Here is a 14,226-nt window from a genome sequence, read left to right on the forward strand (position 1 = left end):
GAACTGCGCTCCCTGAGCCGGGCATCCGGGAGGGTCCCTCGCCCGGGAAGGGAATCAGCGGGCGGCGGCGTCGACGGCCTGGGCCGACAGGACGTGGTCGAGGACCATGAGCGCGCAGCCGGTGATGCCCGCGCCGGGGCCGAGGTGGCTGCGCTCGATGCGCAGGCTGCGGGTGGCGAGCTGGGTGGAGCGCCGGTAGACGACCTCGCGCACGCCCGACACCAGCGGCTGGAACATCTCGGCGACGTCGCCGCCGAGGACCACGACGGCGGGGTTGAGCAGGTTGACCGCGCCGGAGATGACCTCGCCGAGCCAGCGACCGGCCTGCCGCACCACGGCCATGGTCTCCGCGTCGCCGGCCCGGACCAGGGCGGTCACGTCGGCGAGCGACATCACGTCGCGGCCCTTGGCCCGCAGGTCGCGCAGGATCGCGGTGCCGCTGGCGACCGAGTCGACGCAGTCGAGGTTGCCGCAGCGGCACAGCACGCCCCCGCCGTCCCGCACGGGGATGTGCCCGATCTCCCCGGCCGCGCCGAGCGCGCCGCGCAGGATGCCGCCGCCGGAGATCACTCCCGCGCCGATCCGGGTGGAGACCTTCACGAACAGCAGGTCGTCGAGTTCCGAGGCGTAGACGACCCGGTGCTCGCCCATCGCGATGACGTTCACGTCGTTGTCCACGAGCACCGGCACGCGGAACCGCTCGGCGATGATCGGCGGGATCACCACGCCGGTCCAGCTCGCCATCACGCGGGCGCTTTCGACCCGTCCGGCGGCGAACTCCACGGTCGCCGGCACGCCCAGCCCGATGCCGACGACGTCGTCCCGCCCGTCGAGCAGCTTCTCCCAGGTGTCCATGAGCAGGGGCAGGACGACGCCCGGCCCCTCCTCGACGTCGATGTCCAGGTCGGTGCGGTGCAGCACCTCGCCCGCGAGGTCGCACAGCGCGATCTGGGTGCGGCGGGCGCCGAGCGAGGCCACCGGGACGACTCCCCCGGAGGCGGCGAAGCGCAGCCGCATGGGCGGGCGGCCTCCGGTGGACGGCCCCTCGGCGTCCTCCAGGATCAGCCCGCGCTGGAGCAAATCGGCGACGCGGTGCGCCACGGCGGGGCGGGACAGGCCCGTCACACGGCCGATGTCGGCGCGCGTCACCGCCTCCCCGCTCCGGATGAGCTGGAGGACCTCGCCGGTGGTGGCTAGACGTGACATCGAGCGTAAGTGAAGCACAGGAACTCACCTAAGTTCAATGACTTATTCATTCTGAGTTACAAAAGTGGGCTTGAAAAGTCGCATAACTTCCCGATACTGTCCCATCCGTGCCCGATCGACACCTGGTGCCCGATCAACGGATCGGGGCCGGACGCGCCGCCGGGCACACGTCCCGGGACGACAGCCCCGGGGCGAGTTGGACCCGCCTCGCGGCGGCCCCGGCAGGAGGAGGACCTTCCGTGACGAACCCCGTTATCACCGAGGTCACCGATCGCGTGGTCGCGCGGAGCCGCGAAAGCCGCGGGGCCTACCTGGAGCGGGTGCGCCGCGCCGGGGCCGAGCTGCGTGAGCGGGGGCCGGCCCGGGGGCGGCTCGGCTGCGCCAACCTGGCCCACGGCTTCGCCGCCGCGCCCGCCGAGGACAAGCTCGACCTGCGCGGTACGGCGAAGCCCGGCGTGGCCATCGTGACGTCGTACAACGACATGCTGTCGGCGCACCAGCCGTACGAGACCTACCCGCCGGAGCTGAAGCGGGCGGTCCGGGAGGCGGGCGGCGTGGCGCAGGTGGCGGGCGGCGTGCCCGCGATGTGCGACGGCATCACCCAGGGCAGGGCGGGCATGGAGCTGTCGCTCTACAGCCGCGACGTGATCGCGATGGCGACCGCGATCGCGCTGTCGCACGACATGTTCGACGCGGCCCTGCTGCTCGGGGTCTGCGACAAGATCGTCCCGGGGCTGCTCGTCGGCGCCTTACACTTCGGGCACCTACCGGCCATATTCGTCCCCGCCGGGCCGATGACCTCGGGCCTGCCCAACAAGGTCAAGGCCAGGGCGCGGCAGTCCTTCGCCGAAGGCAAGATCGGCCGCCTGGAGATGCTCGACGCCGAGGCGGCGTCCTACCACTCCCCCGGCACCTGCACGTTCTACGGCACCGCCAACTCCAACCAGCTCCTCATGGAGGTCATGGGCCTCCACCTGCCGGGGGCGACGTTCGTCAACCCGCACACCGAGCTGCGGCACGCGCTGACCGGGGCGGCGGCGCGGCGGGCGGTCGAGATCACCCCGCACGGCGAGGAGTACACGCCCGTCGCCGAGATCGTGGACGAGAAGGCGATCGTCAACGCGGTCGTCGCGCTGCTCGCCTCCGGCGGCTCCACCAACCACACGATGCACCTGGTCGCCATGGCGGCGGCCGCCGGCATCGAGCTGACCTGGGACGACATGGCGGCCCTGTCCAAGGTCGTGCCGCTGATCACCCGGATGTACCCCAACGGCCAGGCGGACGTGAACCACTTCCAGGCCGCGGGCGGCATGCCGGTGTTCATCGGCGACCTGCTGGACGCCGGGCTGCTCCACGAGGACGTGCTCACGGTCGCCGGGCGCGGCCTCGGTCTCTACCGCTCCGCCCCCGTGCTCAAGGAAGGCGGGGCGCTCAAGGAGGGCGCGCTGGTGTGGGAGGAGCGGACAGAGCCCAGCGCCGACACCGAGGTCCTGCGGCCGGTCGCCGAGCCGTTCTCCCCCGACGGCGGCATCCACATGCTGTCCGGCAACCTGGGCCGGGCGGTGAGCAAGGTCTCCGCCGTCAAGCCCGCGCACCTGGTGATCGAGGCCCCCGCCAAGGTGTTCGACGACCAGCTCGATCTGCTCGCCGCGTTCGAGCGGGGCGAGCTCGACGGGCAGGACTTCGTCGCGGTCGTCCGCTACCAGGGCCCCCGGGCCAACGGCATGCCGGAGCTGCACAAGCTCACGCCGCCGCTGGCCGTCCTGCTCGACCGCGGCCAGAAGGTGGCCATCGTCACCGACGGCCGCATGTCCGGCGCCTCGGGGAAGGTCCCCGCGGCGATCCACCTGTCTCCCGAGGCCGCCGACGGCGGGCCGATCGCGCTGGTGCGCGACGGCGACGTGATCCGCCTCGACTCGGCCGCCGGGACCCTCACCGTGCTCGCCGACCTCACCGGGCGTACGCCGGAGGGCGCCCCGCTGACCGACGAGCAGTGGGCCGGCACCGGCCGCGAGCTGTTCGCCTCCTTCCGCCGCACGGTCGGCCCGGCCGAGCGCGGCGCGAGCGTCTTCGGAGGTGCCGCGTGAGCCTTCCCTGGCTGGTCGCGGACATCGGCGGGACCAACGCCAGGTTCGGTTTGGTGACGCGGCCCGGAGGGCAGCCGGAGGCGGTAGCCGTACTCGACGTTTCCCAGCATCTCGGCCTTGCCGATGCCGTAGCCGCCTATCTCGCAGACCATGCGGGCGGAGTTCGGCCGGGGGCCGCGTGCCTGGCGATCGCCGGTCCGGTCGACAACGACCGGTACCGGCTGACGAACGCGGGATGGTCGGGGTCCGTGGAAGAGCTCGGCATCCCGCGTACGGTGCTGCTCAACGACTTCGAGGCGCTGGCGATCTCGCTGCCGCACCTGGCGGGGGACGACCTCCTGCCGCTCGGCGGCCCGCCGCCGACCGCCGGCCTGACGAAGGCCGTGCTCGGACCCGGCACCGGGCTCGGGGTGGCCGGTCTCGTGCCCGTGCGGGAGGGCTGGCAGCCGGTGCCCGGCGAGGGCGGGCACGTGGCGGTTCCCGCCGTCACGGACCTGGAGATGGAGATAGTCCGGGCGCTGCGCGCGGACGGCCTGCCGTACGTGGACGCCGAGCACCTGCTGTCGGGCACCGGGCTGCCGCGCCTGCACCGCGGGCTCGCGCTCGTGCGCGGCGTCGCGCCCGAGGCCCGTACGGCGGCGCAGATCACCTCCTCGGACGAGCCGCTGTGCGCCGAGACCGTGGAGGTCTTCCTCGCCCTGCTCGGCGGCTTCGCCGGCGGCGTGGCGCTCACCCTCGGCGCGCGGGGCGGGGTCTACCTGGGCGGCGGCGTGCTGCCGCGCCTGGTCTCGCGGATCCCCGGCAGCGCGTTCCGGGCCCGGTTCGAGACGACCGCGCCGGCGCTGACCGAGTACGCCGCCGCGATCGCCACCGTTCTGATCATCGCCGAGCAGCCGGCGCTGACGGGTGCGGCCGCCTGGCTCGCCCAAAAAAACCCCGATGTGGAGCTGGTATGAGCAACCTTCTCGACCTCGCGCCGGTCGTCCCGGTGGTCGTCCTCGACGACGCCGAGAGCGCCGTCCCCCTCGCCCGGGCCCTGGTGGCGGGCGGGCTGCCGGTCATCGAGGTCACGCTGCGCACTCCGGTCGCCCTCGACGCGATCCGGCGGATCGCCGCCGAGGTGCCGGAGGCCGTGATCGGCGCGGGCACCGTGCGCTCGCCCGAGGACGTGGAGGCCGCGGCCGGGGCCGGCGCCCGCTTCCTCGTCTCCCCCGGCACCACGCCCGGCCTGCTCGCGGCCATGCTCGCCTCGGGCGTGCCGTTCCTGCCGGGCGTCGCCACGGCCACCGAGGCGATGACGCTGGCCGAGCGCGGCGTGCGCGAGCTCAAGTTCTTCCCGGCCGAGCCGGCCGGCGGTGTCACGTACCTGAAGTCGCTGGGCGGCCCGCTGCCCGACGTGCGGTTCTGCCCCACGGGCGGGATCACCCCGTCGAACGCGCCGGCCTACCTCGCCCTGCCGAACGTCGGCTGCGTCGGCGGAAGCTGGCTCACGCCGCGCAGCCTCGTGACGGCGGGCGACTTCGCCAGGATCGAGAAGCTCGCCTCCGAGGCCGCCGCGCTGCGCCCCTGAGCGCTCCCCTCGCGCGGCGCCCCTGAGCGCTGCCCTGGATTTTCCCAGCTCGCCGGCCCGTCCTTCCTCCCTCGGCGGAGCCGGTGGCCATGCTCGTGCCCGCGACCCGGGCACGTCCATGGGTGCCGGGCCCGCGACCGCTCACCTGCGGTGGCGGGCCCGGCGTCGTCTCACGACACCGCACCCAGTCTCACGACACCGGGCCCAGCAGGGCGTCCAGGCCGATCGGGTCCTCGTGCGTGCCCTCCGAGGTGCACGCGTGCGCCCCGGCCACCGCGCCCAGCCGTACGCACTCCTCCAGGGGACGGCCGGCCAGGCGGCCGTACAGGAAGCCCGACACGAACGCGTCGCCGGCGCCGTTGCTGTCGGCCACCGGGCCCGGCAGCGGCTCGGCCGGGAAGCCGCGGACCTTCCCTTCGGCCAGCACGTGGCAGCCCTCGGCCCCGTCCGTGCACACGACCACCGACGCGCGGCCCCGCTCCGCGATCGCCCGCATGACCTCCTCGCGCCGCCCGCCGAGCTTGGTCGCGGACAGGAAGACCACGTCGGAGGAGTAGGCGAAGTCCTCGTGGTGCGGGTTCTCGCCGTCCCAGTCGTGCAGGTCGGTCGAGACCGTCGTGCCGTCGGGGATGTCGGCGTACACGTGCCGGGCGAAGTCCACGATCGAGACGTGGACGTGCCGGGCCGACCGGAGGGCCGGCAGGTAGAGGTCGCGGGGCATCCGCTGGCCGGGGACGACCCGGGGGTCGAAGAGCGAGAGGCGCCTGCCGTCCGGGCCCACGAGCAGGACGCTGCGGCGGGTGCCCGCCTCGGACGGGGCGTGGGCGAAGTCCACGCCCCGGGCGGCGAGGTGGTCGCGGATCAGCGCGCCCTGTGGGTCGTCGCCGATGAGGTCGACGAACTTCACGCGCAGGCCGAGGGCGTGGCAGCCGAGCGCTACTCCCGCGCCGGTGTTGCCGATCCGGTCCACGACGGGCGGCACGGCATAGGTGTCGGCGTACGGCAGGGGCAGTTCGGGCACGTAGACGGTCGTGTCGACGCCGGCGCCGCCGACGACCAGGACGTCGAAGGGGTGATCGGTCATTCGCAACGCTCCTGAGGACGTCATGAGTGTCCGGCGCGGTGATCTCGCACGGTCGCCGGAACGGGGGAAGGGCGATCAGGCCGGGGCGGGCATGCCGGGACCGCTGCGGGTACAGCGGACCCTCGCCGGCGCTTCACGCCGCGGCGCGCGGCCGGGACCGGTGGCGGCAGCGCCCGGGGTCAGACGGCAGTGGCAAGGCTCAGCGGTTGACCAGCGGGCCCGAGCTGGTGGAGCCGCGCACCACGAGCTCAGGCTGGTAGACCAGCTCGACGTGCTTGGCGGGAGTGCCGCCGATCTCCTCGAGCAGGGTCTCGACGGCGGCGGCCGCCATCGCGCCGATCGGCTTGCGCACGGTCGTCAGCGGCGGGTCGGTGAACGCCATCAGCGGCGAGTCGTCGAACCCGACGACCGACACGTCCCCGGGCACCGACAGCCCCCGCTCGCGGGCGGCGCGGATCGCGCCGAGCGCCATGAGGTCGCTCGCGCAGAAGATCCCGGTGCAGCCGCGGTCGAGCAGCGCCGAGCAGCGCCGAGGCGGCGGCCTGCCCGCCCTCGACGGAGAACAGCGAGTGCTGGATGAGGTCGTCGACGTCGGCCGGGCCGAGCAGCTGCGCCATCGCCTGGCGGAAGCCCTCGATCTTGCGGATGACCGGGACGAAGCGCCGCTGCCCCAGCGCGAGGCCGATGCGCTCGTGCCCGAGGTCCACCAGATGCTGCACGGCCAGGCGCGCGGCGAGCCGGTCGTCGGGCGAGATGAACGGCACGGGGATGGCCTCGTTGTAGCCGTCGACGAGCACGATCGGCAGCCCCCGGTCGGTGAGCCGGGTGTAGCGGTCCATCCGCGCGGTGGTGTCGGCGTGCAGGCCTGAGACGAAGACGATGCCGGACACGCCCCGGTCGAGGAGCATCTCGGTGAACTCGTCCTCGGGGGCTCCGCCGGGCTCCTGCGTGCACAGGATCGGCGTGTAGCCGTGCTGGATCAGCGACTTCTCCATCGCCTGAGCGAACGCCGGGAAGATCGGGTTGCCGAGCTCCGGGATCACCAGGCCGATCAGGCCGTTGCTGCGCTGGCGCAGCCGCTGGGGCCGCTCGTAGCCCATCAGGTCGAGGGCGGTGAGCACGGCCTGGCGGGTGGCCGGGGAGACCCCCGCCTTGCCGTTGAGCACACGGCTCACCGTCGCCTCGCTGACTCCGGCCTGGGCGGCGATGTCGGCGAGCCGTGTGTTGTTCATGAGCATTACTTTAGACATCTCTCGCGGTCCACCAGGTGGCGGAGTCGGGAGCGAGCCGGACGACGTCACCGGCGGTCTCTGGTCCTCCGCTGGCCAGCAGCAGGTCGCCGTACCCCTGGACCGCGCCGTGCTCGGGCCCGATCTCCACCCACTCCGGCGTCATGTTGAGCACGCAGACGAACGAGTCGCCGCGCCGGAACGCCAGCGTTCCGGCCGGGCTGTCGATCCAGGTCAGGGTGCCGTCGCCCAGCTCGGGGTGCTCCCGCCTGAGGGCGAGGGCGGCCCGGTAGAGGCTGAGCATCGACGCGCCGTCCCGCAGCTGCGCCTCCACCGACAGGTCGCGCCAGCCGGCCGGCATCGGCAGCCAGCTCTCGTAGATCCCCGGCGGGGTGAAGCCGTACGGCGGCTCGCCCGCGGCGGTCCACGGAAGCGGCACCCGGCAACCGTCGCGCCCGCTGTCGGGGTCGCGCAGCCGCTGCGGGTCCTGCAGGTACTGCTCGGGCAGGTCGAGCACCTCGGGCAGCCCCAGCTCCTCGCCCTGGTAGACGTAGGCCGAGCCGGGCAGCGCCAGCATGAGCAGCGCCGCCGCCCGCGCCCTGCGCAGGCCGCGCTCGCCGCCGCCGTAGCGGGTGACGTGCCGCTTGACGTCGTGGTTGGACAGCACCCAGGTCGGGGGCGCGTCCACCAGCGCCGACGTGCGCACCGACTCGTCGATGACCTCGCGGAAGCGCGCCGCGTCCCAGGGCGTCTTGAGGAAGTGGAAGTTGAACGCCTGGTGCAGCTCGTCGGGGCGGACGTAGTTGGCCAGCCGCTCGGGCGAGGGCGCCCACGCCTCGGCCACTCCGATCCGCTCGCCCTCGTAGGAGTCGAGGATGCGGCGCCAGGCCCGGTGGATCTCGTGCACGCCGTCCTGGTCGAAGAACGGCACGACCTGCGCGCCGATCATCTCGGCCTGGCCCCGGGCGCCCACGTCGGGCAGGCCCGGCGCCTTGACCATGCCGTGCGCGACGTCGATCCGGAAGCCGTCCACGCCGAGGTCGAGCCAGAACCGCAGCACGTCGGCGAACTCCTCGTGCACCTCCGGGTGCTCCCAGTTGAGGTCCGGCTGCTCGGGGGCGAACAGGTGCAGGTACCACTGGCCGTCCTCGACCCGGGTCCAGGCGGGCCCGCCGAAGATCGACTCCCAGTCGTTGGGCGGCAGCTCGCCCGCCGCGCCCTTGCCCTCGCGGAAGATGTAGCGCTCCCGCTCGGGGCTGCCCGGCCCGGCCCGCAGCGCCGCCTCGAACCAGGGGTGGCGGTCGGAGGTGTGGTTGGGCACCACGTCCACGATGATCCGCAGGCCCAGCCGGTGGGCGTCCGCGATCAGCGCCTGGGCGTCGGCCAGCGAGCCGAAGAGCGGATCGACGTCGCGGTAGTCGGCCACGTCGTATCCGAAGTCGGCCATCGGCGAGGGGTAGAACGGCGTCAGCCAGATCGCGTCCACGCCGAGGTCGGCGAGGTACCGCAGGCGGCTGCGCACGCCGAGCAGGTCGCCGATCCCGTCGCCGTTGCCGTCCGCGAAGCTGCGGACGTACACCTGGTAGATCACCGCGTCGCGCCACCACCGGGTCGCGACCGCGGACGGCTGGACGGCGAGTTCGGTCATTGGGATCCCCCGATTCTCATATAGGGTCACGCCTTCGTCGCGCCGGCCGTCAGGCCGGTGACGAGGTGGCGCTGGACGAGCAGGAAGACGACGGCCGCCGGGATGGCGATCAGCACCGACGAGGCCGTCAGCAGGCCCCACTCCGCCTTGTGCTGGCCGACGAACTGGCTCAGGCCGACCGCGAGCGTGTACTTGTCGTCGCCCGTCATGAACGCGGTCGCGTACGCGACCTCCGCCCAGGCGGTGATGAACGAGTAGAACGCGGCCACGGCCAGGCCGGGCTTGGCCAGCGGCAGGATGAGCCGCCAGAACGTGCCGAAGGGGGACAGGCCGTCCACCCGGCCCGCCTCGTCGATCGTCACGGGGACGGTGTCGAAGTAGCCCTTCATCATCCACGCGCAGAACGGCACGGTGGAGGTGAGGTAGGCGACGACGAGGGACGGGAACTGGTTGATCAGTCCGAGCCCGGCCATCAGGTTGTAGATCGGCACGATCAGGATCGCCACGGGGAACATCTGCGTGATCAGCAGCATCCACATCACCGAACGGAAGCCCGGGAAGCGGAAGCGGCTGACCGCGTAGCCGGTGGTCGCCGACAGCAGCACGCCGAGCACGGCCGTGATGAGCGAGACGACGACGGAGTTCGCGGCCCACGTCAGGAACCGGGTCTCCCCCAGGACCTGCGTGTAGTTGGCGAGCGTGGGGTGGTCGATCGGCGCCACCGAGGCGGTCTCGATGACCGTCCGCGGCTTGAGCGAGGTCAGCACCAGCCACGCGACCGGGAACACCGACACGATGCTCGCCGCGATCAGCGTGAGGTGCAGGGCGATCGACTTGCCGGGGCTGCGCCTGTCGCGGCTCCACGCGCCGGCGGGGGCGGCCCGGCTCACCACGCCTCCCCCTGCTGCCTGAGCGCGCGCCGGTAGACCGTTGCCATCACGACGAGCAGCGCGAGGATCACCATGCCCCAGGCGGCGGAGCCCGAGTAGTTCCTGATGCCCTCGAACGCCTGGCGGTAGGCGTACGTCACGAGGATCTCCGTGGCTCCGCCCGGTCCTCCCTTGGTCAGCAGGAAGATGACCGGGAACTGGTTGAACGTCCAGATCGTGCCGAGCAGGACGACCGTGTTCGACACCGGGCGCAGGCCCGGCAGCGTGATGTGGCGGAAGCGCTGCCACGGCGTGGCGCCGTCCACCTCGGCGGCCTCGTGCAGCTCGCGCGGGATGGCCTGCAGGCCGCCGAGCAGCGCGAGCATCATGAACGGCACGCCCAGCCACACGTTGCAGGCGATCACCGAGACCTTCGCCCAGAACGGATCGTCCAGCCAGGCGATCCCGGCGAACCCCGCGGCCCGCAGCATGGCGTTGACCACGCCGAACTCGCCGTTCAGCAGGTAGCGCCAGATGAAGGCGGACACGAAGGCCGGCACGGCCCAGGGCAGCACGAGCAGGATCCGGTAGAGCGACCGCAGCCGCATGGGCCGGTTCAGCAGCATCGCCAGGCCGAGGCCGATGCCCACGTGCAGGGCGACGCACACGACCGTCCACACGACCGTCCAGGTCAGCCGGCCGAGGAACTCCGCGGACGTGAGGATGTCGGCGTAGTTCTTCAGGCCCACGAACTCGTAGGTGGACGGGATGACGTTCATCCCGATAGTGCGGCCCATGGTGGCCTCGGTCGCGTCGGTGAGCGACAGGTACACGCCCCGCACGAGGGGGTAGCCGACCAGCACCAGCATCACGATGACGACCGGCGCGGTCATCGCCCAGGCGTACCAGTGACGCGACAGGAGGCGCCGCGCCCCGGAACGGGGCGCGGCCCTTCTCGTCGCGACGACGTCAGCCGTCATGTCCTACAGGCTCCAGCCCTTGAGGATGCCCTGGTAGGCGGTGGCGACGTCCTTGAGCATGGGCTCGGTCGTCGTCTGCCCGCCGGCGAGCTTCTGGTAGCCGTCGACCAGCGGCTGGAACAGCGAGGCGGCCTCGGGGATCCAGGGACGCTCGACGGCCGTCTCCATCGGCTTCTGCCACTGGGCGATCTTCGGGTTGGCCGTGGCCTCCGAGGCGCTGTAGGCGGGCTGGCGGGTCGGCAGCAGGCCGAGCTTGCCGGCGATCTTTGCCTGGCTCTCCGCGCTGTCCATGAACTGGACGAACAGGTACGACGCGTCGAGGTTCTTGGAACCGGCGTAGACGGTGTAGTCGTGGCCGCCCAGGGGCGAGCCCGCCTTCGCCGAGCCGGCCGGGACCGGGGCGACGCCGAAGTTGTCCGGGTTGTCCTTGAACACCTTGCCACCGAGGTTGTCGGCGTTCGACCACGGACCGTTGAAGATCATCGCGACCTTGCCGTCCTTGAACGCGGTCTCGGCGTTCGTGTAGCTGTCCTGCAGCGCCGGCTTGACGGCGGCGCCCGACGTGATCAGGTCCTCGACGATCTTCACCCCCGCCACGCTCTGCGGGGACGAGATCGTGATCTTCTTGTTCTGGACGTCGACGAAGTCGCCGCCCTCGCCGTAGATGAACGGAAGCAGGAAGTAGGCGTCCACGTTCAGGGCGAGTCCGCCCGCTCCGGTCTTCGACTTGACGTCGAGCGCCACCTTCTTGAGGTCGGCCATCGTGGCCGGAGGCTCGTCGTAGCCCGCCTTCTTCAGTAGTTCCTTGTTGTACAGGAGGCCGAGGGTGTCCGTCACCTGCGGCACGCCGTACGTCTTGCCGTTGTACTTGCCGCTGGCGGACGGGACGGGCAGGAACTCCTCGGGCTTGTCGACCGCGGGGGTGCCGTCGAGCGGCGCGAGGTAGCCGAGCGAGGCGAACTCCGCGACCCACCCCACGTCGGTGCGCAGCACGTCGGGCGCGCCCGCCCCGGACTGCGCGGCGGTCTTGAACTTGTCGCGCGCGTTCGCGAACGGCACGTTGACGTAGTTGACCTTGATCTTCGGGTACTTGGCCTCGAAGTCCTTGATGATCTCCTGGAAGACCGGGCCCTCGGTCGTGGCGTCCGAGGTGTCCCACCAGGTGACCGTGCCGGTCACCTCGGCGGGGGCGGCGCTCTTGGCCGGGGCCGATCCGGCGTCGCCGGAACCGTCGCCACAGGCGGTGACCGCCAAAGCGAGCGCCGCGGCCACCGCCGCGGACGTGAGGACTCGCCTCATCTGCGTCGCACTCCTTGCTCAGGGGGATTTGAGCGGAACGTAACAGGGGTGCGAAGGGGATGAAAGGCCTTACAGAAACTTTCAGCAATTTCGTTACATTTGACGCCTCACAGGGGGGCGCGAGGGAGGTCACGGCGCGACCCTGACAGCCGTCTTTAGCAAGGGGAAAGTTAGGAGTAACGAGAAGTTGCACGTAGATGCCGGATCTTTCACGACACGTATGGACACGAGTGCCCGCGACGCGATGTACTACCTCATCATTCACACCGAAGGCTGGGGATCCGGGCGTGCCTGCCCGGGAGGAACGAGCGCGCATGAGCACCGTCGTCCTCGACAACGTGACGAAGATTTACCCGGGGGGGTACCTCGCGGTCGACCGCATGAACCTGCGCGCGGACGAGGGTGAACTCCTCGTCCTGCTCGGGCCGTCGGGCTGCGGGAAGTCCACACTGCTGCGCATGATCGCGGGCCTGGAGGAGATCACCTCCGGCGACCTGTGGCTGGGCGGGCAGCTCGCCAACCACCTCGCACCCCGGGACCGGGACGTCGCGATGGTCTTCCAGAACGGCGCCCTCTATCCCCACCGGACGGTACGCGGCAACCTGTCGTTCCCGCTGGAGATCGCCAAGGCGGACCCCACGATGGTCAAGCAGCGGGTCGTCGAACTGTCGCGCGCGCTGCACATCGACGAGACGCTCGACCGGCGGCCGGGCACGCTGTCCGGCGGCCAGCGCCAGCGCGTCGCGATGGGCCGCGCGATCGTGCGCCAGCCCTCCCTCTTCCTGATGGACGAGCCGCTGTCCAATCTGGACGCCGGCATGCGCACCGAGCTGCGCATGGAGATCTCGTCGCTGGTGCGCGCCCTCGGGGTCACCACCATCTACGTGACGCACGACCAGGTCGAGGCCCTCACCCTGGCCGACCGCATCGCCATCATGAACCGGGGCGTGCTGCAGGACATCGGCACCCCTGCGCAGGTCTACAACGACCCCGCGACCGCGTTCACCGCCGCGTTCCTCAACTCCCAGCAGCTCAACCTGCTCGCGGCGACCGTGCGCACCCCGCAGAACCAGTTCATCATGCTCGACTTCGGCCCTCATCAGATCACGATGCCCTGGACCGATCCACGGGCGTACGCGGTGTCGCAGCACACCGGCATGCAGATCATCGTGGGGATCCGGCCGGACGGGCTGGTGCCGGTGCCGGAGCGTACGGAGGGCCCGACGTTCTTCGGCCGGGTCAGGACGCTGGAGTATCACGGCCACGAGTGGCTCGCCTACCTGGAGGCCGGGATCCCGGCCGTCAACGTGCCGGAACCGCCGGACCGCCGCCAGCTGAACGGCGCGGGAGGCGGCGGCAGGGCGCGGTCGATGATGCGCCGCCTGCTGAACGGCTCGGTCCCGGCGGAGGAGGAGGAGCAGCCGCCGCCGCTCTCGCAGTCGGGCACGCACCGCCGCGCGGACCTGATCGTCAGGCTCGGCAACCGGCCCGTATGGCGCGCGGGCGACGCCGGCCGGGTCGCCGTCGACGTCTCCCGGCTCATGCTGTTCACGATGGACGGCACCCGCATCGACCCGCCGCGCCGGTAGGACCGTCAGGCGGTACGGCTGACGCCGCCGGCCAGCACGGAGACGATCCCCACCAGGCGGGCGATCTTGTCCAGCTCGGCCCGGTGGAACGCCGGTCCCTGGGAACGCGCCACCACCAGGTGGATGCCGTCCATCGGCACGCTCGCCAGGTGCAGCCCGCCCTCCTCGAACGCCGAGGCGCGCAGCGGGGTGAGGTCGGCCGCGGGCACCTTCTCGGGGGCCTGCCAGCTTCCGTGGACGATCGTGCCGTCGGCCGAGTCGACCCCCACCGCCCACTCGGCGCTGACCAGGTCGGGCACCGCGTCGACGAGGGTGACGTACGCCCGGTCGGGGTCCGCGGCGACGTGGCCGAGCAGGTCGTAGTCGGGGGTCGAGCCGGGCACCTCCCGGGTCGGCCACACGGCCTCCACCCGCGTGCCGGGGACCACGCCGATCCGCTCACGCAGCTCGCCGGGCTCGAAGACGCCCGACCAGGAGACGGTGAAGTCGTCGACCGCGCGGCCCGCCTGCCGCTCCAGCACGGTGACCTGCAGGATGTCCGCGCCCATCACCCCGAACGCGCGCGCCACCTGGCCGAGCACCCCGGGCCGGTCAGGGAGCGAGACCCGCAGCCGCAGCAGCATCCCCACCACCTCCTTCTCGTGCGACACCAACAGTGTCGGACA

At 71.9% G+C, this 14,226-nt stretch carries 11 protein-coding genes and 1 pseudogene; 4 read left to right on the forward strand and 8 right to left on the reverse strand.

Annotation, left to right across the window (positions count from 1 at the left end; all coding sequences use genetic code 11):
- Window positions 1-54 precede the first annotated feature (54 nt).
- Entirely contained in the window at window positions 55-1,206 is a 1,152-nt protein-coding gene (locus tag HHX35_RS32240) for an ROK family transcriptional regulator (RefSeq protein WP_139572841.1), read from the reverse strand.
- Window positions 1,207-1,445: 239 nt separating this feature from the next.
- Here HHX35_RS32240 and edd point away from each other — a divergent pair, with 239 nt between their 5' ends.
- From edd to eda, 3 genes are read left to right on the forward strand one after another with little or no spacing between them, the layout of a single operon-like run.
- Window positions 1,446-3,293, forward strand: coding sequence for a phosphogluconate dehydratase (gene edd / locus HHX35_RS32245; RefSeq protein WP_182902438.1), 1,848 nt, complete (start codon window positions 1,446-1,448; stop codon window positions 3,291-3,293).
- Window positions 3,290-4,249: a glucokinase gene (locus HHX35_RS32250; protein ID WP_182902439.1), complete on the forward strand. Its 960-nt coding sequence runs from the start codon at window positions 3,290-3,292 to the stop codon at window positions 4,247-4,249. The genes edd and HHX35_RS32250 overlap by 4 nt, the downstream gene beginning before the upstream one ends.
- The gene (gene eda, locus HHX35_RS32255; RefSeq protein ID WP_182902440.1) at window positions 4,246-4,863 is read left to right on the forward strand and encodes a bifunctional 4-hydroxy-2-oxoglutarate aldolase/2-dehydro-3-deoxy-phosphogluconate aldolase; all 618 of its coding nucleotides are present in this window, start codon (window positions 4,246-4,248) and stop codon (window positions 4,861-4,863) included. The genes HHX35_RS32250 and eda overlap by 4 nt, the downstream gene beginning before the upstream one ends.
- 190 nt (window positions 4,864-5,053) lie before the next feature.
- Here the strand turns inward: eda and HHX35_RS32260 are convergent, their stop codons facing one another.
- The 6 genes and pseudogenes from HHX35_RS32260 to HHX35_RS32285 all read right to left on the reverse strand — a co-directional run bounded on the left by HHX35_RS32260 (window position 5,054) and on the right by HHX35_RS32285 (window position 11,972).
- On the reverse strand, window positions 5,054-5,947 hold the full coding sequence (locus tag HHX35_RS32260; RefSeq protein WP_182902441.1) for a carbohydrate kinase family protein: 894 nt from the start codon (window positions 5,945-5,947) through the stop codon (window positions 5,054-5,056).
- Between the two features lie 199 nt (window positions 5,948-6,146).
- Window positions 6,147-7,179, reverse strand: a pseudogene (locus HHX35_RS32265) (LacI family DNA-binding transcriptional regulator).
- A gap of 10 nt (window positions 7,180-7,189) precedes the next feature.
- Window positions 7,190-8,824, reverse strand: coding sequence for a glycoside hydrolase family 13 protein (locus tag HHX35_RS32270; RefSeq protein WP_182902442.1), 1,635 nt, complete (start codon window positions 8,822-8,824; stop codon window positions 7,190-7,192).
- 26 nt (window positions 8,825-8,850) lie between these two features.
- Complete coding sequence (locus tag HHX35_RS32275) at window positions 8,851-9,714, reverse strand: ABC transporter permease subunit (protein ID WP_310739452.1); 864 nt, start codon at window positions 9,712-9,714, stop codon at window positions 8,851-8,853.
- A complete protein-coding gene (locus tag HHX35_RS32280; protein WP_182902444.1) occupies window positions 9,711-10,673 on the reverse strand; it encodes a carbohydrate ABC transporter permease in 963 nt (320 codons plus the stop codon). Before HHX35_RS32280 ends, HHX35_RS32275 begins: the two co-directional genes overlap by 4 nt.
- A 3-nt stretch (window positions 10,674-10,676) precedes the next feature.
- Window positions 10,677-11,972, reverse strand: coding sequence for an extracellular solute-binding protein (locus HHX35_RS32285; RefSeq protein WP_182902445.1), 1,296 nt, complete (start codon window positions 11,970-11,972; stop codon window positions 10,677-10,679).
- 314 nt (window positions 11,973-12,286) lie between these two features.
- On the opposite strand from HHX35_RS32285, the gene HHX35_RS32290 reads away from it, so the two are divergent.
- On the forward strand, window positions 12,287-13,561 hold the full coding sequence (locus HHX35_RS32290) for an ABC transporter ATP-binding protein (protein ID WP_182902446.1): 1,275 nt from the start codon (window positions 12,287-12,289) through the stop codon (window positions 13,559-13,561).
- Between the two features lie 5 nt (window positions 13,562-13,566).
- Here HHX35_RS32290 and HHX35_RS32295 read toward each other — a convergent pair whose 3' ends face one another.
- Window positions 13,567-14,211, reverse strand: coding sequence for an amino acid-binding protein (locus HHX35_RS32295; RefSeq protein ID WP_240808735.1), 645 nt, complete (start codon window positions 14,209-14,211; stop codon window positions 13,567-13,569).
- Between the last annotated feature and the right edge of the window lie 15 nt (window positions 14,212-14,226).

It is taken from the genome of Microbispora sp. H10830 (genome assembly GCF_014161375.1).
Lineage (GTDB): Bacteria > Actinomycetota > Actinomycetes > Streptosporangiales > Streptosporangiaceae > Microbispora > Microbispora catharanthi.